Annotated in this window: 23 protein-coding genes; 15 read left to right on the plus strand and 8 right to left on the minus strand. The window is 50.5% G+C overall.

Annotation, left to right across the window (positions count from 1 at the left end):
- Positions 1-169: 169 nt before the first annotated feature.
- Positions 170-1,165, minus strand: a complete 996-nt coding sequence (locus FGB90_RS08265) for a C40 family peptidase (protein WP_138810353.1) — start codon at positions 1,163-1,165, stop codon at positions 170-172.
- A 477-nt stretch (positions 1,166-1,642) separates the two neighbouring features.
- Here FGB90_RS08265 and pgsB point away from each other — a divergent pair, with 477 nt between their 5' ends.
- The 5 genes from pgsB to FGB90_RS08290 all read left to right on the plus strand — a co-directional run bounded on the left by pgsB (position 1,643) and on the right by FGB90_RS08290 (position 7,037).
- Positions 1,643-2,833, plus strand: coding sequence for a poly-gamma-glutamate synthase PgsB (gene pgsB / locus FGB90_RS08270; protein WP_138810354.1), 1,191 nt, complete (start codon positions 1,643-1,645; stop codon positions 2,831-2,833).
- Between the two features lie 181 nt (positions 2,834-3,014).
- Complete coding sequence (pgsC, locus tag FGB90_RS08275; protein ID WP_138810355.1) at positions 3,015-3,464, plus strand: poly-gamma-glutamate biosynthesis protein PgsC; 450 nt, start codon at positions 3,015-3,017, stop codon at positions 3,462-3,464.
- 12 nt (positions 3,465-3,476) lie between these two features.
- Positions 3,477-4,679: a CapA family protein gene (locus FGB90_RS08280; protein ID WP_138810356.1), complete on the plus strand. Its 1,203-nt coding sequence runs from the start codon at positions 3,477-3,479 to the stop codon at positions 4,677-4,679.
- 45 nt (positions 4,680-4,724) lie between these two features.
- On the plus strand, positions 4,725-6,635 hold the full coding sequence (locus tag FGB90_RS08285; RefSeq protein WP_138810357.1) for a gamma-glutamyltransferase: 1,911 nt from the start codon (positions 4,725-4,727) through the stop codon (positions 6,633-6,635).
- 195 nt (positions 6,636-6,830) lie between these two features.
- Positions 6,831-7,037, plus strand: a complete 207-nt coding sequence (locus FGB90_RS08290; RefSeq protein ID WP_138810358.1) for a hypothetical protein — start codon at positions 6,831-6,833, stop codon at positions 7,035-7,037.
- 49 nt (positions 7,038-7,086) lie between these two features.
- On the opposite strand, the gene FGB90_RS08295 is transcribed toward FGB90_RS08290, so the two are convergent.
- From FGB90_RS08295 to FGB90_RS08320, 6 genes are all read right to left on the minus strand, one after another.
- Positions 7,087-8,265, minus strand: coding sequence for a pyridoxal phosphate-dependent aminotransferase (locus FGB90_RS08295; protein ID WP_138810359.1), 1,179 nt, complete (start codon positions 8,263-8,265; stop codon positions 7,087-7,089).
- A 146-nt stretch (positions 8,266-8,411) separates the two neighbouring features.
- Positions 8,412-9,428, minus strand: coding sequence for a nuclease-related domain-containing protein (locus FGB90_RS08300; RefSeq protein ID WP_138810360.1), 1,017 nt, complete (start codon positions 9,426-9,428; stop codon positions 8,412-8,414).
- A gap of 295 nt (positions 9,429-9,723) precedes the next feature.
- The gene (locus FGB90_RS08305; RefSeq protein WP_138810361.1) at positions 9,724-10,740 is read right to left on the minus strand and encodes an ABC transporter ATP-binding protein; all 1,017 of its coding nucleotides are present in this window, start codon (positions 10,738-10,740) and stop codon (positions 9,724-9,726) included.
- Entirely contained in the window at positions 10,706-11,749 is a 1,044-nt protein-coding gene (locus tag FGB90_RS08310; RefSeq protein WP_138810362.1) for an ABC transporter ATP-binding protein, read from the minus strand. Before FGB90_RS08310 ends, FGB90_RS08305 begins: the two co-directional genes overlap by 35 nt.
- Before the next feature lie 17 nt (positions 11,750-11,766).
- Positions 11,767-12,690, minus strand: a complete 924-nt coding sequence (gene nikB, locus FGB90_RS08315; protein WP_138810363.1) for a nickel ABC transporter permease — start codon at positions 12,688-12,690, stop codon at positions 11,767-11,769.
- 18 nt (positions 12,691-12,708) lie between these two features.
- Positions 12,709-13,608, minus strand: a complete 900-nt coding sequence (locus FGB90_RS08320; protein ID WP_138810364.1) for an ABC transporter permease — start codon at positions 13,606-13,608, stop codon at positions 12,709-12,711.
- A gap of 343 nt (positions 13,609-13,951) precedes the next feature.
- On the opposite strand from FGB90_RS08320, the gene FGB90_RS08325 reads away from it, so the two are divergent.
- Positions 13,952-15,565 (plus strand): glutathione ABC transporter substrate-binding protein, encoded by a 1,614-nt coding sequence (locus FGB90_RS08325; RefSeq protein ID WP_138810365.1) that lies wholly within the window; start codon positions 13,952-13,954, stop codon positions 15,563-15,565.
- 235 nt (positions 15,566-15,800) lie between these two features.
- Positions 15,801-17,447: a glutathione ABC transporter substrate-binding protein gene (locus FGB90_RS08330; RefSeq protein ID WP_306419229.1), complete on the plus strand. Its 1,647-nt coding sequence runs from the start codon at positions 15,801-15,803 to the stop codon at positions 17,445-17,447.
- A gap of 292 nt (positions 17,448-17,739) precedes the next feature.
- On the opposite strand, the gene FGB90_RS08335 is transcribed toward FGB90_RS08330, so the two are convergent.
- Positions 17,740-18,297 carry a MerR family transcriptional regulator gene (locus FGB90_RS08335; protein ID WP_138810366.1) on the minus strand — a complete coding sequence of 186 codons (558 nt, stop codon included), beginning with the start codon at positions 18,295-18,297 and terminating at the stop codon, positions 17,740-17,742.
- A 248-nt stretch (positions 18,298-18,545) separates the two neighbouring features.
- Here FGB90_RS08335 and FGB90_RS08340 point away from each other — a divergent pair, with 248 nt between their 5' ends.
- The 8 genes from FGB90_RS08340 (at position 18,546) to FGB90_RS08380 (ending at position 24,077) form a co-directional block, all read left to right on the plus strand.
- The gene (locus FGB90_RS08340) at positions 18,546-19,199 is read left to right on the plus strand and encodes a YtxH domain-containing protein (RefSeq protein ID WP_138810367.1); all 654 of its coding nucleotides are present in this window, start codon (positions 18,546-18,548) and stop codon (positions 19,197-19,199) included.
- Positions 19,200-19,310: 111 nt separating this feature from the next.
- On the plus strand, positions 19,311-20,045 hold the full coding sequence (locus FGB90_RS19645) for a YtxH domain-containing protein (protein WP_171051757.1): 735 nt from the start codon (positions 19,311-19,313) through the stop codon (positions 20,043-20,045).
- A gap of 15 nt (positions 20,046-20,060) precedes the next feature.
- Positions 20,061-20,324 (plus strand): gas vesicle structural protein GvpA, encoded by a 264-nt coding sequence (gvpA, locus tag FGB90_RS08355; RefSeq protein WP_138810370.1) that lies wholly within the window; start codon positions 20,061-20,063, stop codon positions 20,322-20,324.
- 90 nt (positions 20,325-20,414) lie between these two features.
- On the plus strand, positions 20,415-20,687 hold the full coding sequence (locus tag FGB90_RS08360) for a gas vesicle protein GvpO (RefSeq protein WP_138810371.1): 273 nt from the start codon (positions 20,415-20,417) through the stop codon (positions 20,685-20,687).
- A 7-nt stretch (positions 20,688-20,694) separates the two neighbouring features.
- The gene (gvpN, locus tag FGB90_RS08365; protein WP_138810372.1) at positions 20,695-22,209 is read left to right on the plus strand and encodes a gas vesicle protein GvpN; all 1,515 of its coding nucleotides are present in this window, start codon (positions 20,695-20,697) and stop codon (positions 22,207-22,209) included.
- A gap of 15 nt (positions 22,210-22,224) precedes the next feature.
- Positions 22,225-22,989: a GvpL/GvpF family gas vesicle protein gene (locus tag FGB90_RS08370; RefSeq protein WP_138810373.1), complete on the plus strand. Its 765-nt coding sequence runs from the start codon at positions 22,225-22,227 to the stop codon at positions 22,987-22,989.
- Positions 22,986-23,243, plus strand: a complete 258-nt coding sequence (locus tag FGB90_RS08375; protein WP_138810374.1) for a gas vesicle protein GvpG — start codon at positions 22,986-22,988, stop codon at positions 23,241-23,243. Before FGB90_RS08370 ends, FGB90_RS08375 begins: the two co-directional genes overlap by 4 nt.
- 18 nt (positions 23,244-23,261) lie before the next feature.
- The gene (locus tag FGB90_RS08380; protein WP_138810375.1) at positions 23,262-24,077 is read left to right on the plus strand and encodes a GvpL/GvpF family gas vesicle protein; all 816 of its coding nucleotides are present in this window, start codon (positions 23,262-23,264) and stop codon (positions 24,075-24,077) included.
- Positions 24,078-24,258 lie beyond the last annotated feature (181 nt).

A 24,258-nucleotide genomic window follows, 5' to 3' on the forward strand; every position in this document is an offset into this window, starting at 1 on the left:
ATGGCGCCCGTCTGGACCACGGGCGCCTATTTTTTTATGTAGAAAAAATCCTGGATAGCCCTGCAATAAGAAAATACCCGCAGACATGATGTCTGCAGGTATTTTTTGTTTAAGTTGAGTTTATTAAGGGTAGGGTAAATAACAAAGTGTAATTGTAAATCAGTAGACTCTAGAAGCGGCCGGCACCGAGGTAACGTGGACCCCAGTAGCTGTTGCTCATGCTTGATACAGTTACGCCGGTAGAAGAACCGGAATGAATGAACTGACCGTTTCCAAGATAGATCCCTGCATGGGACGGACCTGTTCTTGTCTCGAAGAACACAAGGTCACCGCGGGATGGGCTGGAAACCGGTGTGCGCTGGTTCCAGAGCTGTGCCACTGTACGAGGCAGAGATTTTCCGTTCTGGCTGAATACATAATTAATGAATCCGCTGCAGTCAAATCCTGAAGGTGACGTTCCACCCCATACATAAGGAGACCCTTCAACGCTGCGGGCAGTGGAAATCAGGCTGTCCACTGAAGACGAGCTGCTGCCTGAGCTGGCATTGCTTGTCCCGCTGTTATTTGAGCTGCCTGAAGAACTTGATTTTACAACAGACTCACCGTTAAGGGCGCGGTATGTCTGCGGTCCTGCAATACCGTCAACACCGATTCCTGCACTGCGCTGGAAGCTGCGGACAGCTGATGCCGTTTTCGGTCCAAAGATACCCTGGTTCCCTGCGTCATAGCCAAGAGAATTGAGCGCATCCTGGAGGCTTGAAACACTGCTGCCTCTTGAACCGGAACGAAGTGTACCGTTAAACGAAATCCAGTTACCGGAGCCGGAATTGGCGCTTGATGAACCTGAAGTTGTCGCAGATGAACCGGAGTTTCCGCCGGATACACCCATCGCACCGAACGTCTGTGGACCTGCAATGCCGTCTACTGTAAGCCCTTCACTGCGCTGGAAGTCACGAACAGCCTGTCGTGTAATTGTTCCGAAATAACCCGTTGATGTAGTACTCTGTGAAAAATGACCCTCATCTTTCAGCCAGTCCTGAAGCTCCTGTACATCCCCGTGTCTCATACCCTCACGAAGTGTCTGATCCCCGAGAGCTGCATCCGCAACCTGCGGAGCAAGCAGAACACCACCGGCAATTGCTGCACTAACTACGACCTTTTTCATATTTCTCTCTCCCCTTAAATTCTCTTTTATTTGTTTTTACATGAAATTTCTGTCTGTTTATCATATTTGTAAGTTTACAAGAGCTTTCAGAATCGTACAATACTATTTGACCATTAGAAATGTAACGTTAAACACTCTGTAAAATTTGTAACATTAGCGAAGAAAAAGGCGACAAAATGAGCCCGTTTTTCTCCTCGAACAGTAAAATAGTCCCGGTTAATTCCCTTTCTACTGTAAGTCGATTTTGTCATTCGACGGCACCCCAAAAAATCCGTCATCTTTTTTCCCGGCATATTTCCGGAAATAATTACTATTTTCTCCCCTGTATAAAAATGAGTGAACCCCTACTTTCGGTCTAATACTATATCTCAAAAGTCACATAAACCCCTGAAAATAGAAAAGTCGCCAGAAACATGTCCTAATTCCGGACATTCCAGGACATACTACAAGAAACCTCAACCGGAGAGGAGAAGCATAATGCTGTTAATTCCACTCTCATTCGTCCTGCTGTTTACCCTCGGGATCCTCGAACGTAAGCGTCACCAGCGTAACGTCGAGAGCATTCCAAACCGGATCAACATTAACGGTGTCCGGGGAAAATCAACCGTTACCCGGCTGATTACCGGCATTATGATGGAAGCCGGCTTCAAAACGGTGGGGAAAACAACAGGTACCCAGGCACGCATGATTTACAGCGACCGTGAGGATCCGATCATCAGGGATCCGGAAGGCCCGAATATCAAGGAGCAGCTGAAAGTCATGAAAAGCGTGTCCGATGACAAAATCGAAGTATTGGTAAGCGAGTGCATGGCGGTGAATCCCGATTATCAGAAAGTTTTTCAGAATATTATGCTTCAGGCAAATATAGGCGTCATCGTAAATGTTCTAGAAGATCACATGGATGTACTCGGACCTACTATTGATGACGTGGCCCAATCCTTTACCGCCACCATTCCGTATAACGGGCACCTTATTGTGAACGACGGCCCCTACAAGGACTATTTCAGGAAGATTGCCGAAGAGCGTAACACCGAGATGATCGTAGCTGACACGTCGACCGTAACAGAAGACTACCTGCGGAAATTTGAATATATGATGTTTCCCGATAATGCGGCGCTGCCGCTGGCGGTTGCCCAGGCCATGGGTATCGACAGGGAAACGGCCCTCAAAGGCATGCTTAACGCGCCGCCGGACCCGGGAGCCATGAAAATTCTAAAAACCGGAAATCCGGAAAGCCCGTCATATTTTTTCAACGGGTTTGCGGCAAACGACGCTTCATCGACACTGAACATCTGGAAGCGGGTAAAAGAACTCGGGTTTCCGTCCGAGCATCCGATCGTCATTATGAACTGCCGTAAGGACCGGGTGGATCGCTCCGAACAGTTTGCCAGGGACGTGCTGCCGAATCTCGATATCGGTACTCTCGTCGTCATCGGAGACCTCACCTCGCCAATCGAGCAGGCCTACCGGGACGGCACGATAGAAGCAGAGGAGTTCATAAACCTGGAAGGACGCGGCACCGAAGAGATTTACGATGCGCTTCATGAAAAAATGAACCGATCCTCTGTTTTCGGAGTCGGCAACATCCACGGCGCCGCCGAACCGCTCGTAGAACGGATCCAGAAGGAACATAACGAAAAGCACGAGTCGGAAGAAGCAGAAACGTAATCAATATAGTGCGATAATCTGCCAACGCCAGGTCCGGGAAAGTGCCTGCTAAGGACAATAAGTTCAGGTTAAGGACAATAAACGCCGGACTAAGGACAGTAAAAATGAAACAAGGACAATTAAGTTCACCCTAAGGACAATAAAGGCACAGAATTCACCTTAAAAAGGAGGTGCATCCACTTTGTTTGGAGCCGACTTATACATCACGCTCGTCGTCGGAATCGTACTAAGTCTCATCTATGCCGAAAAAGCAGGGGCACTCCCGGCGGGAATTATCGTCCCGGGCTATCTGGCACTCATTTACGACCAGCCGTTCTTTCTCATGTCCATCTTCATTATCAGCTGCATGATCTATTTTCTCGTTGTTCACGTGTTTTCGCGGTTTACGATTCTGTACGGCCGCCGTAAATTCGCCGCCATGCTGCTTACGGGCGTGGTGCTGAAGCTGGCCTTCGACTTTTTTTACCCGGTATTTCCGTTTGAAATCTATGAACTCCGGGGCATCGGGGTCATCGTTCCCGGGCTTATAGCCAACTCATTTGAAAAGCAGGGTGTCTACATTACCGTTACAAGCACGATGGTACTCAGCGGCCTGACGTTCGTAATAATGACGGTTTACTACATGTTTTAAGGCGGGTTAATTATGACCACGAAAAAACGGTACTTAACAAAAAAAGAAAAGCTTCTGGCGATGACCAAACGTCACAAAGAACGGGCTGACCGGCATGCTCTTGTGTTTTTCATTGCCCTTGCCGTTCTGATAGGAGCCGGGCAATTCGTCAGTTTTGCCCAGGTACCAGAGGTGGCCGGAGACGATGAAGCGGCCGTTACCGGGACCGTCGTGGGCGATATTATGCTCGGCCGCCACGTCTCGCAGGTGACCGGCCGTTACGGGTTTTCACCCCTGTTTGATTATGCCCGTCCCTACTTTGAAGCGTCCGATTACGTAAGCGGGAACTTTAAGCAGACGATCATCGATATGCCGCCTGAGGCAATGGAAAACTTCAACGGGGACACGATTACCAACATAACCGAGAACCCGAATAAACCGATGAACTTCAGTACCACTTTTGAAGCGGTGGAAGCGCTCATTGACGAAGGTTTCACAAACGTCAGCCTCGGCAACAATAACCAGTTTGACTACCGCTATCTCGGATTCAGAAACACCCTCAACGTCTTCGATTATTACAACGACGAGATCAGCTACGTAGGTGCCGGGGTGAACACGGAAGCTGCTATTACGCCGGTCATCGACGAATTTAACGGTATGACCGTTGCCACGGTCGGTTTCACGGATGTTTACGCACCGAACCACGCTGTGGACCAGGACCGTTCCGGGGTACTGACCACCCGGCGCCTGGCAGACGTATACGAAGCCGTCCAGCAGGCCGAACAGCAGGCGGATTTTGTCATCGTCCATGCCCACTGGGGGGAGAATTTTAACAACCGGGTGTTCTCCCGCCAGCGGGAGATCGCCCACTACCTCGCGGATCTCGGAGCCGATCTTATCGTCGGTCACTATCCCCACGTCATCAGCCCGGTGGAAGTGTACGAGGACAGCCTCATCCTTTACAGTGTAGGCAACTTTGTTTCCGACCAGGGCTGGTCGCGAACATCCGATGCTCTGATTACCCAGTTCAGGCTTATGAGAGACGGGAGCAGGCAGTTCGTTTTTTCCCCGATGATGATCCGGGAAGCCCGTCCGCTCCCGGCGGTGGAACCTTTCGGCACGATTCAGAAGCAGCGAATCTTCCGCACGCTTACTAAAGAACTGGGGGATGACGTCCAGACGTGGCGTGAGGATGGCCGACTGTATCTGCAGATTGGCGGCGAGCAGGAAGCTTAAAAGACGGCACGAAAAGAAATAAACCGTGAAAGGAGTGAGCGGGCGATGCGCCTTCGTCTGGCTACAAACGTTGTCGGAACTGTTCTGATTATTATTTTCCTGATTGCCGGATTTAACGAAATTGAATTTTCCCCGGAACAGGGTCTTTCGGAAGATGCACCTCTTCCGGAAGAGGACGAAGTGGCTGACCTCGAAGGTGGCTACGGCATCAGCGGCGCCCACCCACTCGCGGTCCAGGCGGGGATGGACATCCTTGAAGCCGGCGGAAACGCAGCCGATGCCTTTATTACCACCTCGTTTATGCTTAACGTCGTGGAACCGTACGGATCAGGCATCGGCGGTGGCGGCTCGCTCCTTTACTATGATCCTGCCCTGGGGGCTGCCCCCCAGTATCTTGACTACCGGGAAACAGCCCCGCTCTATGCGGGCACCCGCGAGCAGTACGCCAGCAATTTCGGCGTACCGGGTTTTCTGATCGGAATGAGCACGATGTTCGACAGCTACGCATCAGGAAACTTCAGTTTTTCCGAGCTGATCCAGCCGGCAGTGGACGTGGCGGAGGCAGGCTTTGAAATCGACCGCTACCTTGCAGGACGGCTGCACCACGCCCAGTACCGGATGAACCCGGCTGAAATTCCCCATTTCTATGACAATGCAGAAACGATTCAGTCCGGCGATATGCTCGTGCAGGAGGAACTGGCAGAAACGCTCAGAACGATTCAGGAAACAGGCGCACGCGCCTATTTTCTCGAACAGCTGGCGCCTGCCATGGAGGCCCGCTATCCCGGCCTCACCGTCGCAGACTTTCAGCAGTACCAGCTCAAACAAACTGAACCGGCCACGGGTACATTCCAGGGATTCAGCGTCTACAGCGCCCCCGCTCCCCTTGCCGGACCGACTCTGATCACGATGCTCCAGGCCGCCGAATACCTCGAGCTTGAGGGGGAAAAAGAACAGTTTGACGATCCCGAACTCTGGTACCTCACCTACACCGAGCTCTTGAGCCGCCTGCAGGTGGAGGCGTACAACGATCGGCTCCAATTCATAGCCGATCCGGATTTCAACAGGGGGGACGGGTGGACAAACCCGTTTCTGGACAACCTGAACCGGCTTACCACCGATGAGTATGCACAGGAGCTGGCCGCCGGTGTACGGGATGCAGTCCCGGCCGGGGAGGCGGAAGAAGCAATGGGAAGGCTGGATATTCGGGGAGAGAAACGGATGCTTCGTCCAGGGACAGCGTCACCGGGGCTTCGGCTGCTGGCGGACGACGCACCTGCCGTCATGAACGATCACAACAACACGAGCCACTTTGTCATCGTGGACGCGGACGGCCGGATGATCTCCGGCACGCATACGTTAAGTAACTTCTTTGGATCCGGGCAATATCACGCCGGCTTTTTCCTGAACGATCAGCTGAGCAACTTCAACCAGTCACCGGAGTCGATCAACCGTTACGAGCCGGGCAAACGGCCGAGAAGCTTTATGGCCCCAACAATCCTTGTGAGTGAGGAGCAGGGGGTACTCGGAATAGGCTCTCCCGGCGGCGCCCGGATCCCGAACATGATCGCCCAGACACTCATCCATAAGGACATCTTCAGTTACGGCCTGAAAGCGGCGATCAATCAGCCTCGTTTTCATTTTGACGATCGAATTAACAGAACCGGTGAAATAGGGATTTTCGTGGACGACCGCTTCCCGATTGACTGGCAGGCCGATCTTGAAGGCGAGATAAACGACCGGGAAGACGTGGACGGCTGGATCGTCAGGGAGGACGGAAGCGACATGTTCTTCGGCGGCATCCAGGCTATGTTTATCGACCGGGAAAACGGCCTTGTCTACGGCGGTTCGGATCCGCGGCGGGGCGGAGCGTGGGAAGCCGCTGACCCGACAAGGGAACGGCGGGAGGAACCGGGCGGTATATTTGACGATATCGATGAGGAAGAAGGGGAGTAGCGGAGCGAGCGCGGAGGGTTGTGGGCGCGCGGGCAAATGAGTGCCTGTGCACAGGATTGATAAATTCATGCAGGAATTACCACCTCTATGGAGCCCTTCTTCGTGTTACTATACTGTCGTTGCAGGAAATAAATCGCCGCCAAGAGAGGCGAACTATACAATGAAACTTTACAGACCAAGAGGTGAAACATCACGATGAACAATAAGCTCCGGAAGTACGGCTCATTCATCTTCCTTGCGATCGTGTTTCTGTTCATGGCGATTTTCCGCCACGACGTGGAACTGACCGACAACGAAGAGCGGATGACCGAAAACTACTTTGAGCGCCACGTCGGAACGGACGCAATTACCGACGACGACCTTGCCACCAATCCGGAAGAAGACACCGGAACCGAAAGCTGACACAGAAAACCCTCCGCTTAGTGAGTTAGAGCGGAGGGTTCTTTACGTTTTACCGGAACAAATTTAATTTATCAATCCGTTCGACTGCTTCCATCATTCGTTCCTCGCTGGCCAGAAGCCCTGCGCGCAGGTAGCCTTCACCGTGGGTGCCGAATCCGACGCCGGGCGCTGTCACCACATGGGCCCGGTCAATGAGGAGATTGGCAAACTCCTCGCTCGTTCCGTACCCTTTTGGCACCGGCAGCCAGCTGAAAAATGTCCCTTTTGGCGCCGGCACATCCCAGCCGATGTCACGAAGCCCCTGAATGAACACATTCCGGCGCCGTTCATAGGTGGCGGTAAGTTCCCTAACCGGCGTCTGGTCCCCTGTCAGTGCGAGAGCCGACGCTTTCTGAATCGCCCCGAACAGACTTACATACATATGATCCTGAATCAGCTCCAGCGCCTTAATAACAGACGGATTCCCGACCGCGAAGCCAACGCGCCAGCCTGCCATGTTATACGTCTTGGAGAGGGTGTACATCTCCACACCCACCTCTTTAGCACCGGGCGTCTGGAGAAAACTCCGCGGCGTTTTCCCGTCGAAGCCGATCGATCCGTACGCAAAATCGTGCACCACGCAGATGTCGTGTTTTTTTGCCGTCTGTATCGTTTCCTCAAAAAAAGCAGCATCCGCTGTCCCGGCAGTGGGGTTGTTCGGATAATTGAGGAACATAAGTTTTGCCCGGTCCAGAGTGGCATCGCTTTTCTCACTGTAGTCAGGCAGAAAGCCGTTTTCCTGACGCAGCGGCATAAGCTCCGTTTCGGCTCCGGCCATGGCGATGCCGCTCATATAATCCGGATAGCCCGGATCCGGAAGCAGCGCCGTGTCCCCCGCGTTAAGGAGGCACTGGCTGATCTCCACGAGCCCCGTTTTGGCGCCGAAAAGAACGGCAACTTCCGTGTGCGGATCGACGTCAACGTCGTATTCCCGCTTGTAAAATTCGGCTGCCGCTTCTTTCAGGAAAGGGTAACCGGGAAACGGCGAGTATTTGTGAAATTTCGGATTTTCAGCAGCGTCCTGCAGTTCTTTTACGATATGGCGAGGAGTGGGGAGATCAGGATTCCCCTGCCCGAGATTGATGATGTCGTGGCCCTCGGCCGCAAGGTTCTGCACTCTGCCTGCAAGCTTCGCAAAAAACTGCTCCGGCAGCCGCTTCAGTAAGTCTGATTGTTGGAATTTGTGCATGATTTGACTCCTTTCCGGATGGTGTAGTGTAGAAATCGTATCATAAATATGGGGCGAGTTACCGGAATTCTAACTGATTTCAGATTTATTCTAACTACTTTTCCGTTTTTTCTTACTGCTTGTGATTTAATTCTAACTTATTTCCTTTAGACTTTCTCTGACTGAAGATCATACAAATCAAACAAACCGCGCAGCAAATACACACGCCCCTTTGTACTTCCACAGTATTCCAAATTGAGTCCACGGAGAAGGTTTCTTGCCTGCCGTGGTGTATCAACCAGGCAAAAGTCTCTCACCTGACGGTTGTTAATAGTGTCATTAACGAGAAGAAAGTAATCCATAAGTGTTTCACGGCCGGGGATTTTGGCAGAAGAGAAGTAATCACAAAAGGGGCAGTGCCAGGTGCACTTTTTTCTTATCATAGGAATACTTCTGCACTGCGGGCAGTGAATGCCTTTTTTAATCTCATCTTCCTGTAAGGCATACCGGGTTATTCCATGGCTCGCTGGAGGACAGTGTTCAGCTAAAAGCCGCTCGTCCAGGAGGTTAATGTCGGATTTGGGGATTCCGCTGGATCGCTTATGAAAGGTATCAAAGCTGATCAGATTTTGTTCAAGAGAGGGCAGGCGGATGACACGTTTGTATTCTTTATAGTTTTCATGAAATCTTAATTCGCAGGAGGAGTTGGGCATGATCACAAGATATTCAATGGGGAGCGAGGGGAGGTTACGACGGACCAGCCAGTTGGCCAGGTTTTTACGCTGTTCTTTTACCTGAAGGATGGGGTCTTCGTACGTCCTTCGTGTCTGCTCGTATGTAAACTGTGTCAGCTGGTTAGGGTATTCTCTAAGTTCGACCCATTCACCGGAGAAGTATTTTACTTCAATGATGAGAAGGTAGTGGGGACTTATTATAAGTGTATCCAATTCGAAATGATGCTGATCGTCTCGCTTTAAACGAAGGTTGTGATAAACGAATTTGTCAGTGAGGTTTATAAGGGACAGGAAATGAGCGACAGATTTTTCCCCTTTCACACCAGCTTTTGCTTTTCGCAGATCCAGCTCAATGAACGGGTACTTGGGATGGGAGGAGGAGATTCTTCGGAGAGCTGCTTCAGCTGTAAGCAGCTGAAGAGAGGCGGGGCGGGGCTTTCTGATGGTCAAGAGGCATCAATCCTTTTTATATGTTGTTTTATACTCAGTCAGTATTTTATTTTCGGCAAAAGTTTTTCTAAATCCTTCCGGCATGGGTTATTTCTTACTGAATTCTCGATAATTATAACTAATTCCGTGATAATTCTAACTGCTTACGCAATAATTCTAACTACTTGCACCTTTATTCTAACTACTTTCCCCATTATTCTAACTACCACCCAATCAGCCGCCTAAACCACTCCCAATCCACACAAAAACCCCCTCCGCACCACATGCGGAGGGGGTCCTCAAACCCAAATCCAGCTTACTTATACTTCGGCTTCATTTCGCCGCTTTCGATCTCTTCAATATAGTGACATGCTGCGTTGTGGCCGTCTTTCATCAGGTCAGCGTCCTGACGAAGCTCAGGCACTTCTTCCTTACACTTGTCCGTTGCGAACGGGCAGCGTGTGTGGAAGCGGCAGCCGGTCGGCGGATCGATCGGGGAAGGCACGTCGCCGCGAAGGACGATCTGGTCGCGCTCGGCTGTCGGATCCGGAACCGGAATCGCGCTCAGAAGTGTCTTCGTGTACGGGTGCTTCGGATTATCGAATACGCTCTTCTTGTCACCGATCTCCACGATTTTACCGAGGTACATAACCATGACCCGATCGGAAATGTGGCGTACCACACCGAGATCGTGGGAGATGAACAGATAAGTCAGGTTGAAATCTTTCTGAAGCTTCTTCAGAAGGTTCAAAACCTGGGCCTGAATCGATACGTCAAGTGCCGATACAGACTCGTCACAGACAATCAGCTTAGGATCAACCGCCAGCGCGCGGGCGATACCGATACGCTGACGCTGACCGCCACTGAACTCGTGGGGGAAGCGGTCAAGCTGGTGCCGACCGAGACCAACCGTTTCCATGAGTTCCATCATGCGGTCAGCGCGGTCCTTTCTCGGAACAACGTTCTGGATTTCCATCGCTTCGTCCAGCACTTTACGAACAGTCTGACGAGGGTTGATGGACGCGTAAGGATCCTGGAAGATGATCTGCAGATCTTTACGCTGCTTGCGCATTTCACGTCCGTTCAGGGAAAGAAGATCCACGCCGTTAAACGAAACTTCCCCGGAAGTCGGTTCATCAAGACGGAGGATGGCCCGGCCGGTCGTGGATTTACCACAGCCTGACTCACCTACGATACTGAGCGTTTCCCCTTCCTTAACGGCAAAGCTGATATCATCAACCGCCTTAACGTCGTTCACGCGGCGGCCGAAGAAACCACCTTTAATAGGAAAGTACTGTTTAAGATTGTTTACTTGCAGCAGATTCGTAGTCATCTTTCACGTTCACCTCCGGACCGTCCCACTGGTCAGTATGAATCCAGCAGCGGACTTGATTTCCATCACCTTCGTCTTCAAGGTGCGGCAGATTCTCACGGCACATGTCACGGGCAAACGGACAGCGCGGAGCAAAGCGGCAGCCTTTAGGCATATTATCAGGTGTCGGCACCATACCTTTGATCGTGCTCAGATCACCTTCCATATCGATATCGTGACGCGGCAGGGATTTAAGCAGCCCGACCGTGTACGGGTGTTTCGGATCGCGGAACAGCGTATTTACATCCGCATACTCCACAATTTTACCGGCGTACATAACAGCGACGTAGTCACACGTCTCCGCTACAACACCGAGGTCGTGAGTAATCAGAATGACACTCATGCCGAGCTCTTCCTGAAGATTTCTGATCAGGCGCAGGATCTGGGCCTGAATCGTTACGTCAAGAGCCGTAGTCGGCTCGTCCGCAATAAGAAGCTCAGGACGGCAGGCAAGGGCAATCGCGATCATGACACGCTGACGCATACCACCGGACAATTCGTGCGGGTAGTTGTCGAGACGCTTCTCTGGAGAAGGAATTCCGACAAGCTTCAGCATCTCAAGTGATTTTTCACGGGCTTTCTTCTTGGAAAGCTTCTGGTGAATCATCACTGCTTCACCGATCTGGTCTGCAACCGTAAAGACCGGGTTAAGTGACGTCATCGGCTCCTGGAAGATCATTGAGATCTGGTTACCACGGATTTTACGCATCTGCGCTTCCGACTTATCAAGCAGGTTCTCACCATTGAAGTTGATTTCCCCGCCCTTGATTTTACCCGGGTTATTTATAAGACGCATGATTGAAAGGGAGGTGATACTTTTTCCTGAGCCGGACTCCCCTACAATACCGAGCGTTTTTCCGCTTGGAACGTCAAAGGTCACACCGTCAACAGCCTTGACCTCTTTTCCATCCACGAAAAATGACGTCTGCAGTTCGTTAACATCAATAATGGTATTTTGTTTGTCTGACATGAAAGTCCCCTCCTTTCTTAATCCAGTTCAATACGTTTATTAAGGAATCTGTAACTCAAGTCGACAAGAAGGTTTACAAGAACGAACATGAGGGCAATGACAAGAACGGATCCCTGAACGACAGGGAAGTCACGGGCACTGATGGCCTCGATTACAAGACGGCCGAGACCGTTAATGGCAAATACCTGCTCGATGATAACTGTACCCCCGAGTAGAACCCCGAACTGGAGACCTACAACGGTAACGACAGGAATAAGCGCATTACGAAGGGCATGCTTGTAAATAATGATACGTTCTTTTACCCCTTTGGCGCGGGCAGTACGGATGTAGTCCTGGTTGATGACATCAAGCATACTGGAGCGCGTCATACGGGCGATAATTGCCGCACCGGCTGTCCCGAGTGTAAGCACAGGAAGCACAATATGCTGCGGCGTTCCCCACCCGGTAACCGGGAACCACTGAAGCGGCGGCAGGGAAAAATACTGTACGAGCATGAGCCCGAGCCAGAAGTTTGGCATGGAAAGACCGAAAAGGGCGACAATCATAATTGCAGCATCGGTAAACGTGTATCTTTTCGTTGCAGAGATCACTCCTGCAATCAGTCCTATGAAAATACTTAGAAACGTACTGTACAGAGCAAGTTCAATCGTTACTGGAAGCCGGCTGAATATTTCATCAGTTACGGCATTACCGCTTCGGATCGAGTTCCCCAGGTCTCCTGTTACCGCATTCCCCACATAGCTGAAATACTGGACAGGCAGAGGGTCGTTAAGACCGAGACGTTCTTCCATCTGGGCGACCTGTGTCGGAGAAGCACTCTCCCCTGCAATGATCTGTGCAGGGTTACCCGGTACAAGGTGCATCATGGAGAACACGAGTATGGTAACCCCGATCACGACGGGGATCGTCTGCATCAAGCGTCTCACTATATATACGAACATTCGGTTTCACCTCTCTTGTTAGTCTTTCAGTTTAGGGTCAAGCGCGTCGCGAAGACCATCCCCGAAAATATTAAACGCAAGAACAACAGCAACAATGGCAAGTCCAGGGAACAACGTCAGATGCAGGCTGTCCCACATATAGGCTCGTCCGTCACTGAGCATGGCTCCCCACTCAGGTGTTGGCGGCTGGGCACCGAGACCGAGGTAGGAAAGGGCACTTGCTGTAAGAACGGCAGTCGCTATACGAAGCGTTGCCTGAACGATAATCGGTGACATAATGTTAGGCAGGATATGCCTGAAAATAATCCGGACGTCAGTCGCACCAAGGGCACGTACCGCATCCACGTATTCAAGTTTACGTACGGCAAGCGTTGAACCGCGGACAATCCGGGCAAACATAGGAATCGAGAATATCGCTACGGCGATAACCACATTCTGCAGGCTTCCCCCAAGTACCGTTACGATCGCAAGGGCAAGAAGAATACCAGGGAATGCAAGCAGAACATCCATAATACGCATCAGCACAGAATCGATCTTTTTGCCATAATAACCCGAGATCACTCCGATTAATACGCCAAAAAAGGCACCGATTGCTACAGAAGCAAAGCCGATATAAAGAGTAATGGACATTCCGTGAACAATACGGGTAAAGATATCCCGCCCAAAGTTGTCCGTTCCGAACCAGTTCTCGGTGGACGGCGGAGCAAAACGGTTCGTCAGATCAGGTGTGGTAACCGGGTGAACGGTCAGCCATGGCCCGATGATGGAGACGAGAAAAAAGAAAATAATCATGTACCCGCCAATCATGGCCGCTTTGTTTTTCTTCAGTTTCTTCATAACAGTCTTGAAGTTTTCGACAAAGGGCGACGGCGGCTTAGTGACTGGTTGATTTGGTGTCGTTTCAGCCAATGTTTTCATCCTCCTGTTCCAAATTATTTGAATCTTTGCAGGGTTGTCCCGATTCGCAATAACACAAGAAATTATATCATTTAGGGACAATATTACAAGGGATTTCAGCACTTGAAATTATTGTCATGCCAACGTTTGAATGCGCTTTCTTCTTAGAAGTCCCCATCGCACCAAGGTTTATCCGGCCTCAAAATTATTATATCGTGATAATATTTTATGTATTAACCAAAATCAGAAAACTTTAGCAAAGTGAAGGTTGAATAATTGCGAATTCTCGTGTAATTTGGAGAAGCGAGTATTTTCGCATTGCGAAATACATCATACATCATACATCTTAGAGGAGGACACCATTATGAAGAAAAGTACCTTTATTGCCTCAGCCGCATTACCTGCTGCGCTGGCTGTCATGCTTGCAGGCTGCGCCAGTGAACCGGAACAGGAAACCGGAGGAGCAGCAGATCAGGACGGGGATACAGGTGAGGAAGCAGCCGGCGAGGAAGGCGGCGAACTGACGATCGGCATGCAGTCGGATATTGTCGCTGTAGACCCTCATACGACAAATGATATCCCGTCCAGTAACCTGCAGGTCAATATCTATGACAGACTCATCTACCTGACGGAAGATATGGAACTTGAGCCGATGCTCGCAACAGACTGGGAAGTACTTGAAGATGATCTGTGGGAATTTAACCTGAGAGACGACGTTACCTTCCATGACGGCTCCGAATTCAATGCGGAAGTGGTAAAAGCGAACCTTGAACGCGTGCTCGACGAGGAAATTGCGTCCCCGCGGGCGAACCTTTTTGAAATGATCGAAGAAGTCATCGTCGAGGATGAGTTCACGGTCCGCATTAAAACCGAGTACCCGTTCGGTGCCCTCGGCGCCCACCTCGGTCATACAGGCGGTTCGATGATCAGTAAGGAAGCTATTGAAGCTGATTACGCTGCCATGGAAGACGGGGGAGATCCGGGTTCCTACATTAACAGTAACTCTTCCGGAAGCGGTTTTTTCGAGCTGGAGGAGCGGGTGTCCGGAGACAGTACCACTCTTGCACGCAATGAAGAGTACTGGGGTGAGCAGCCTAAAGTGGACAGCGTCACGTTCCGCGTGATCGGAGATGCAGGCCAGATCGTGAATTCCGTTGAGGCGGGGGAAATTGATATCGCTTTCCCGATCCGTCCAAACGATATGAGCCGTGTTGAAGGAACCGAGGGTGTGGAGCTTTATGTTCAGGATTCCGTGAGCATGGCTTACGTCGGCTTTAACAATAAAAAAGAACCGTACGACGACCCGAAAGTTCGCCAGGCACTGAGTATGGCAATCGATAAAGATGTCATTATCAACAGCGTTCTTGAAGGAGCAGCCGAAAAAGCAGTCGGTCCGGTCAGTGAGAGCGTATTCGGATTCGATGATTCCGTTGAGGATCTGGGCTATGATCCGGAGAGAGCCCGTGAGCTTTTAGCCGAAGCCGGCTATGAAGACGGATTTGAGACGAGCATCTGGACGAACGATTCCGCCGAGCGGGAGGATATCGCTGTGGTGGTGCAGTCCCAGCTTGAGGAAATCGGCGTAGACGCAAGCATTGAAGTTCTCGAGTGGGGTGCCTACCTGGATGAGACGGCTGCAGGTAACCACGACATGTTCATCCTCGGCTGGTCCACCGGTACGGGAGATGCTGATTTCGCGATCTATTCCCTTTTCCACTCTTCCCAGCAGGGAACCGGGGGTAATAAAACGTTCATTGAAGACGACGAGCTGGACAGTCTAATTGAAGAAGCCCGCCGTGAAACCGACGAAGCAGCCCGTGAGGAAATCTATTCGGAGATCATTCATTTCCTGAGAGATGAAGCACCAATGATGTATCTCTATCATACTGATTACCTGGTAGGTGTTGGTGATCAGGTTGGCGGATTCTGGAAACATCCGACAGGACTATTCATGCTGCAGGACGTTACAGTACAGTAATATATCTTTTGTCAGTCCCTGCCGGCCGACTCGGCAGGGATTTTTCCTCAGGAAAAATGTAGTAACATTTTCCGGTGTTTTTCAAGCAGATTACCTTTATTTCAAAGGATTCGGCAATTTTCAAGATGACAAATGTTTAGAATAGTTTAAGTTATCGTTAAGAGAATACTTGTCTTTTTTCGTTTCTTCATGTACTTTAATAGGTGATACTTAATCAACCAAGGGGGTAACACAATTGAAAAAAAGCACTTGGCTTAAGTCAATCGCTATTCCGGCAGCCCTTTCACTGGCACTTATGGGTTGTGCAACTGAGCCTGATGATGAAGGCGGCGACGCTGGCGGCGATACTGGCGACACAGACACAGAAGACACTGGCGACGCTGATGACGACGATGAGGAAGCAGCAGGTGAAGAAGGCGGCGAGCTTACAATCGGTATGATCTCCGATATCGTTTCCCTTGACCCGCACGGTTCCAACGACGTGCCATCAAGTAACGTTCAGACAAACATTTACGAAACTCTCGTAACACAGACTGAAGATATGGAAATCGAGCCGCTTCTTGCTGAAGACTGGGAAGCTGTAGAGCCGGACGTTTGGGAATTCACCCTTCGTCAGGACGTAACTTTCCACGACGGGTCCGAGCTTAACGCAGACGTTGTTGTAGCAAACTTCGACCGCCTGCTCGATCCGGACATCGCATCTCCACGTGCGTTCCTTTTCGAAATGGTTGAGAACGTAGAAGCAGTGGATGAGTATACTGTCCGCTTTGAGACAGAATTCCCATTCGCACCACTTCCGGCTCACCTTGCTCATACTGGAGGGTCCATCATCAGTGGTGATGCAATCGAAGCAGACTACGAAGCTATGGAAGACGGCGAGGAGCCTGGATGGTACCTTAACCGTAACTCTGCCGGTACAGGTTTCTTCGAGCTTGAAGAGCGTACTTCCGGTGACAACACTGTTCTCGCGAAAAACGAAAACTACTGGGGCGAGCAGGCAAAAGTTGACCGCGTAACATGGCGCGTTATCGGTGACGAAGGTCAGATGATCAACTCTGTTGAAGCAGGGGAAATCGACATCGCCTACCCGATCCGTCCAACTGACATTAACCGTGTGGAAAACAGTGACGCTGTTAACCTTTACCAGCAGGAATCCCTGAGCACGGCGTACATCGGATTTAACAACGACAAAGAGCCGTACGACGATCCAAAAGTACGTCAGGCCCTTTCAATGGCTATTAACAAAGAAGAAATCATCGAAGGTGTACTTCAGGGTGAAGGTAACCCGGCTATCGGTCCAATCAACGACCAGGTATTCGGTTTTGACGACTCTGTAGAAGAACTTCCTTACGACCCTGAGCGCGCGCAGGAGCTTCTTGCAGAAGCAGGGTATGAAGACGGATTTGAAACAACAATCTGGACAAACGACTCTGCCGAGCGTCAGGACATCGCTGTAATCGTTCAGGATCAGCTTAGCCAAATCGGCGTAGACGTTGAAATCGAAGTAGTGGAGTGGGGCGCGTACCTCGACGACACTGCTGCAGGTCAGCATGACATGTTCATCCTTGGCTGGGTTACTGTAACAGGTGACGCTGACTACGGTATGTTCCCGCTGTTCCACTCTTCTCAGCACGGAGCTGCAGGTAACCGTACGTTCACAGACAGCGAAGAGCTCGACGACATCCTTGACCAGGCACGTCGTGAAACTGAAGAAGATGCCCGTGAGGAACTTTACTCCCAGGCTCTTGAAATTCTTGTAGACGATGCACCAATGCTTTACCTTTACCACTCCATCTACTCTGTAGGTCTGGGTGAAAACGTAAACGGCTTCTGGAAGCATCCAAACGGTCTTTACCAGCTTCAGGAAGTAACAGTTCAGTAATCTATAATATTGAGCAATACGGAACCCCCGGCGCCCACGCCTTTGCGTGGCGGCCGGGGGTTTTTGTGCTGGCGTGAAGATTGATTGGGAGGGGAAGGATTATTTGGTGGTTAGTTGCGAGGATTCAGCAATTAATTAAAATGATTTGATGGTTAATTATTTTATTCAGCTTTTAATTCCACTGATTCAGCTTTTAGCACCCTTTCACTTCCACAGCAACAAAAAGACCCCTCAACCGAGGGGCCCTGTGCAAACCGTAAATCCTAAAATCCATATTCCACTTAGCAGACCCCTACACCGTCTCCTTATCCTCCATCATTTCACGGCACTTATCCTCAAAACGCCGCTCCACGTAGAGCCGGACGAATTCATCACGCTTCTCGATGTCCTCCTGCTTTAAAAAGAACCGGCCTTTGCGCATCCGCTGCCCTTCAGGCAGCTCACCCCAGTGACGGAGTGACTCTTCTTCAAGCTCCGCCTCAACTTGCCGGCGGAGAACCAGATCCTGCACACGCTGCCTGCGCACTTCTTCCTGCACTTCCCGGCGAAGTTCCTCCTTCAGCGCCTCGACGTCGATCTGTTCCTCATCCTCACCGGACGCAGGAAACGGACGAAGCTCAAACTCTTCCTCAAGCTTTTTGAAAATCGCATCTATCGACCAGTTGTCCTCGCGCTTTTCCTTTACAAACCTGGCGATGTCGAGATCGAGCTCATCATAAATACGTTCCTCGTCAGCACGGTTCACATAATGAAGCCCGCGTTCCTCGAGTTTGCGGAACCAGCTGTCCACCGTACTCGCATGCTTTCCTACCTCTTTTGCAAAATCACTAATCTTATAATATTCCACCATTACGAACCATCACCTCTTTAGCTTCAGTTTCGTCAGTCACTGGATAATCTCTGTTCCATACTCATACCTACTCTATTTCCCTGAAAGATCCTGCACGAATCACGGAATTTACAAAAAATGAATGGAAAAACCCGCCATACTGGTCCATGTGACAAAATAACTAAATATGAAGGGAAGCAGTAATTTCCAGTTTTGAGCACTCCTATACGGGTATAGTCCACAGAAATCACGTTTAGGAGGAATGTGAAATGTCCAGCAATCAGACAGACCAGCAAAATTATTCAAATCAGGAGCAGCAGAACCAGTCAGGCGCCCAGTCACAGGAACAATCGGACAGCACACAGCAGAACGATCAACCGATGCAGCAGCATCACCGTTCTGAAAGCCAGAACGGAAACGTACCGGTACAGGAGCCTTCCGGCGGGTTTTCAACTGGAAGTTTCTTTGCCGGAGCCGCAATCGGGGCCCTGGTCGCATCGGCCGCAGCTGTACTTTCCACCCCTAAAAGCGGAAAAGAAGTCCGTGACGACATCGTTGGAAAATATGAGGAAACTACACAGAAAGGTAAAGACACATGGGCAGGCGTAGTAGACACCTCATCCAAGCGTTACGAAGAACTGAAAGAAAAAGCCGGTGAAATTACCGAAAACATTACAAACTGGACGGCTGAAAAGAAAAACGAAGCAGCAGAAGGTCTCCGTGACTCCGCTGACAAGGTAGCCGCCACCATCGAGGAAGACGAAGACACTGAGCCGGGAGATGCCACCAAGATTCTCGACCAGCCGTCCTCGGAAGATGATACGGAAGAAGAGGCGGAAGAAAGTAATTCCGAGCAGCAAGAAGAATCCGAGGAACAAGAATCCGAGGAAAAAGAAGAATCAGAAGAAAAAGCCGGTAAATAGCAGGGGTTCTCAATCCAGTTCAGGTTTATGAGAAAGAGAGCGCCTGTCTCTCTTTTTTGCACTGGATAAAATTCTGAAATCCACAAACCCGATAGAGGAGGAGCGCTGCCTATGTCAGTAAATGCAGAAACTGAAAAAGATCAAGAGCAAGAGGAAGAACAAGAAGAAGAACAAGAAGAAGAGCAAGAAGAAGAGCAAGAGGAAGAACAAGAAGAAGAACAAGAAGAAGAGCAAGAAGAAGATGAAGAACAAGATGAAGATGAAGAAGAACAAGAAGATGAAGAAGAACAAGAAGATGAACAAGAAGATGAAGAGCGGGAAACTGCTAAATTCAGTGCGGGTAAAAAAGCACTCGCTGCCGGCGGTGCCGGAATAGCGCTCGGAAGCCTCGCGCTCCTTAACAAAAACGTCCGCTCTAAAGCCAAGAGCCTGGTCTCTTCCGCCAAAGAAGAAGCCAAGGATGAGGCGAAGGAGCAGCTGGACGATCACCCGAAAGCGAAAAACGCGACTGCAGCCACTTACGTTGGTAAGAAGTTTTACAACCTGTTCGAAAAGGTACGGAAAACCAAGGAAGATGTTAAGGAAAACATGGAGGAAGCCGGAGAAAAGCTTCAGGACAAAGCGGAAGAAGCCAAGAACAAAGCAAAAGTTGCAAAGCGCCGAATTAAAAGCCAGGCAGAGGACGCAAAAGAAGAGGTTAAAGACAACGAACTCACAGGCTCTGACTCCGATGACTCTGACAGCAGTGACGACGATGGAATCAAGAAGACGAGTGACATTAAGAAACCGTCCGATCTCAAAAGCGCCACTGACATTAAAGGATCGGACGACATCAAAAAACCGTAAAGGAGAGTGTCCAGCATGGCCATTCAGAAAAGTACCGATTCATCCAGCCTAGCAGAAGTGATCGACCGTATCCTCGATAAAGGTGTTGTAATCGACCTTTATGCTCGCGTATCTCTAGTCGGGATCGAGCTCATTACCGTGGAAGCCCGAGTTGTTATCGCATCCGTTGATACATGGCTCCGTTACGCAGAAGCTGTCGGACTGCTCCGTGATGAGGTCCAGGGAGAACTCGACGGGGAAGAATCCGAAGAAGGCTCCAGCCGACTCAATTTTGCCTAACCAGTCAGGAGTGAAGAATCTGGTGCATACCACTGCGCCAGGTTCTCTTTCCTGCGAATAAAAATCCGTCGCTAAAGGTGGGACACCAACATGAAAATAGAAGACGTCATAGATACAGTCAAAGAATTCTTCAAAGATCACGTTTACCCTGTCTATCGCATCACCTCCATTGTCACCGACGAAAAAGGGTGGGACGTGGAAGTTGAAGTGATCGAGGAAAAAGAATACATGAAAAAATACGGCCGCGACCAGCTTCTTGGTGTTTACCACTCCCGCGTCAACAAGGATCTGGAAGTAGAGTCGTTCTACCGCAAAAGCCTCCGTAACCGTACGGACAAACTTGAAGAAGCAGAAGGGAGGTAGGCACAGCATGAGCCTGAAAGATATCTTCAGCCCCGGTTCTGGTTCCGAGAGCAAAGGTAACAGCAAAAACCAGACAAAAGACGATTCTTCCGGTTCAGGAAATAACATTGAATTCAAACAAGGTAACAATTCAAATGCCGGCACAAAATCCAATAGTGAGAGCAAATCCAATTCAGGCAGCAATGCCAAAAGTAAATCCGGATCCAGCACTAAATCCCGGAGTAACAGCTCCGGCTCCAGCAGCAGATCCAAAAACAGCAGCAGCTCAGGAACCAGCACTAAATCCAGGAACAGCAGCTCCGGTTCGGGAAAAAAAACCGGAAGTGGCACAACAGAATCCAAATCCGGCTCAAAATCCAGCAGCCAGTCCAAATCAGGGAATAAATCGACGAGCAAAAACGAATCAAAATCCAGCACTGAAAACCAATCCCAATCCAGTAAAAACGGAAACGAGTCCAAGTCCAACACCGGAAACAATTCCCAATCGAATGAAAAATCAAACCAGAACGAGTCAAAATCAAGCAAAAAATCCAGCAATGAATCCAGCAGACAGTCGGACGAAAACGGCCGGGACGAATCCAGCTCCGACTCATCGGAAAACCGGCAGGACCGTGAGTCCGTCCGCCGCTCCCGGAACATCGAACTGGAGAACTTCGTTGTCACCGATGAAGTGGAAAAAATCGTCGCCCGCTCAAAGCACTATCTGAACGCCGGATACCCGGTTCATTTTACGGGACCTGCAGGTGTCGGTAAAACATCACTCGCCCTGTATCTCGCGAGCCTGTACGACCAGCCAGTCGTTTTCCTTCAGGGGAACCATGAGATGGCAAACGTGGATCTGATCGGCGGCACGAGCGGCTATAAAGCAACGAAAAACGTGGATAACTTCGTCCGCACCGTCTACAAGCACACGGAGGAGCTGAACGAAAAGCGTAGCGAAGGCCTGCTCGCCAAGGCAGTGAAAAACGGCTATACCGTCGTGTACGACGAATTCACCCGCTCCCTGCCGGAAACGAACAACCTTCTCCTGAGCGTGATAGAGGAAGGCATCCTGCCGCTCTACGGAACGAAGCAGGATGAAGCGTTCATCCGTGTACACCCGGACTTCAAAATTATCTTCACTAGCAATCCGGTTGAATATGCCGGTGTCTACCAGTCCCAGGACGCCCTTCGCGACCGTCTCATCACCCTGGAGCTTTCCCGCGGATCAAGCGAAACCGAAGTCTACATGATTCAGGAACGGACCGGCATCAAAAAAGAGGAAGCCGAGACGATCATCGAACTCGTGGAAAGCATCCGCAACTTCTGTGAAAAGGAAGAGGTTCAGGGACCGAGCTTCCGCGCATCGATCATGATCGGCGACATCGCGCGGCATAACGACATCCCGATCGATTCATCGGATGAGGATTTCGTCACGCTCTGCAAAGACATCCTCAGCGACGCCGTGAACCGGTGCATGAAGGAAGAGAAAAACGACACCGAAGCAAAAGACAAAATCGCCAAAGAGCTGAAAAAGATTTAGAGGGGGAGTCCCTGCATGACTACAGAGACAGAAGGCATCTACATGTTCTGCGCCATCCCGGATGCAGAAGACCAGACATTCGGCAAAGTAAAACTGGCCGGCGAACACCGCAAAGTCTACACCATTCCGTATGAGGAGATGGCCATGGTCGTCACCCGCGCTCCGGTGCAGATATACGAACCGAGCCGCCAGAACCTGAAAGCCCACCAGGACATGGTCGCCGACATCATGAAAAAGCATACCGTCATCCCGATGAGTTTCGGTAATGTTCTCCAGACAGAAGAAGACGTCAGCGTGCTCATGGGAAAACTTAAGCCGCAGTTCGAAGAGATTTTCCCCCGGATCAAAAACAAAATCGAGGTCGGGCTCAAACTCGTCGGAAAAAAGGAATGGATCGAGCGCACCGTCAAGGAAAACCCGCAGCTTCAGTCCCTTAAATCCGGCACTGCCGGCAAAACGAAAGAGGCCGGCTACTACGACCGCATCAAGCTCGGGGAAGCGGCACGAACGTTTATGACCGACCTTCAGATCCGGTTCGACGAGGAAATCTTCCAGCCGCTTGCAAAAGAAGCGGACGCTGCGAAGAACAACGATCCCGTCAGCGAGCGGATGGTCATGAACGCCTCCTTTCTCGTTGACCGGGACAAAGAACAGGCATTTGACGAACTCGTAAACCGGATCCACGACGAATGGGCCGACAAGCTCGATTTCAAATACACCGGTCCATGGCCGGCATACAACTTTATCAACATTAAACTGAAAGCAGGAGACGCCTCATGATCTTCAAGCTCTTCACCTGGCCCATCGACACCCTCGTCATGGTCGGAAAGAAAGTGAAGGAAGAGGCAGACAAGGAACTGTACGACCTGGAGCATATCCAGCAGAAACTTATCCACCTGCAGATGATGCTTGAAATGGAGGAGATCTCCGAAGAAGCCTACGACCAGCAGGAGGAATTCCTCCTCCAGCGCTACCGCATAGCCAAGGAGCTTGAACAGGAGCGCCTCCGGGAAGCAGTGGAGGAAGATCAGTAATAGGAGGGAGACCCCCCAATGCAGACAAAAACAGACCAGCTCATTTATCTATACGCACTCATCCCTACAGCCGAATTTAACAACGCCGAACCCTCCGAAGAACCGGGGATCGATCCGGATGAAAAACTAAGTTACCACGAAATCGGCCCGGTGACCGCGGTCATCTGCCCGGTCAGCAGCAGTGAATTCAGTGAAGACGAACTCAAGAAAAACGCCGAAAACATGGAATGGCTTCAGGAAAAAGCCTTTCACCACCACGAAACCATGAACCGGCTGAACCGGGATTTCACAGTCATCCCGCTCAAATTCGGTACAATCTATGAAACAACAGAAAGCCTCGAGCAGGCGTTACATACAAAACATGAACGCCTCAAAGAGCTCTTTACCTCCCTTGCCGGCAAGGAGGAATGGAACGTCAAAGTCTACGCCGACCGCGACACGTTCCACCAGACCGTACTCGAAACGAGCCCGGCAATCGAGGAAAAAAACCGCGAAATCGAAAACATGAGCAAAGGTAAACAGTTCTTCGAGCGCCGTAAACTCGACCAGTTCGTATCCGAGCAGGCCGATCGTGAGATCAACGAAAAATGTGAAGCGCTCCACGACCGTCTCACAGGGATGAGCAGCGATCAGGAAATCAAGAAAAACTGGGACCGCAAAGTCACCGGCCGCACCGAATCGATGTGCTTTAACAGCGCCTACCTGCTCGACACGGAAAATGCCGGCACGCTGATCGACGCCGTCGAAGCCGCCAACAAGGCACCCGAAAACGCCGGCCTCACATTCGAACTAACCGGCCCGTGGCCCGCATACCACTTCTCGTCGCTGGAGTAGGCGGAGGAGTATCTCAACGGCGCTGCCACACAGGCGAGCCGGAAGCTAAAAGCTAAATAAATGATTTAATCACCAAATCCAGCGGATTAAAGGCTAAATAAAATATTTAACTACCAAATCCAGCCGATTAAAAGCTAAATAAAATTACCAACCACCAAATCATCAAAAATAAAAGCCAAAT

Source organism: Alteribacter natronophilus (genome assembly GCF_006007885.1).
Lineage (GTDB): Bacteria > Bacillota > Bacilli > Bacillales > Salisediminibacteriaceae > Alteribacter > Alteribacter natronophilus.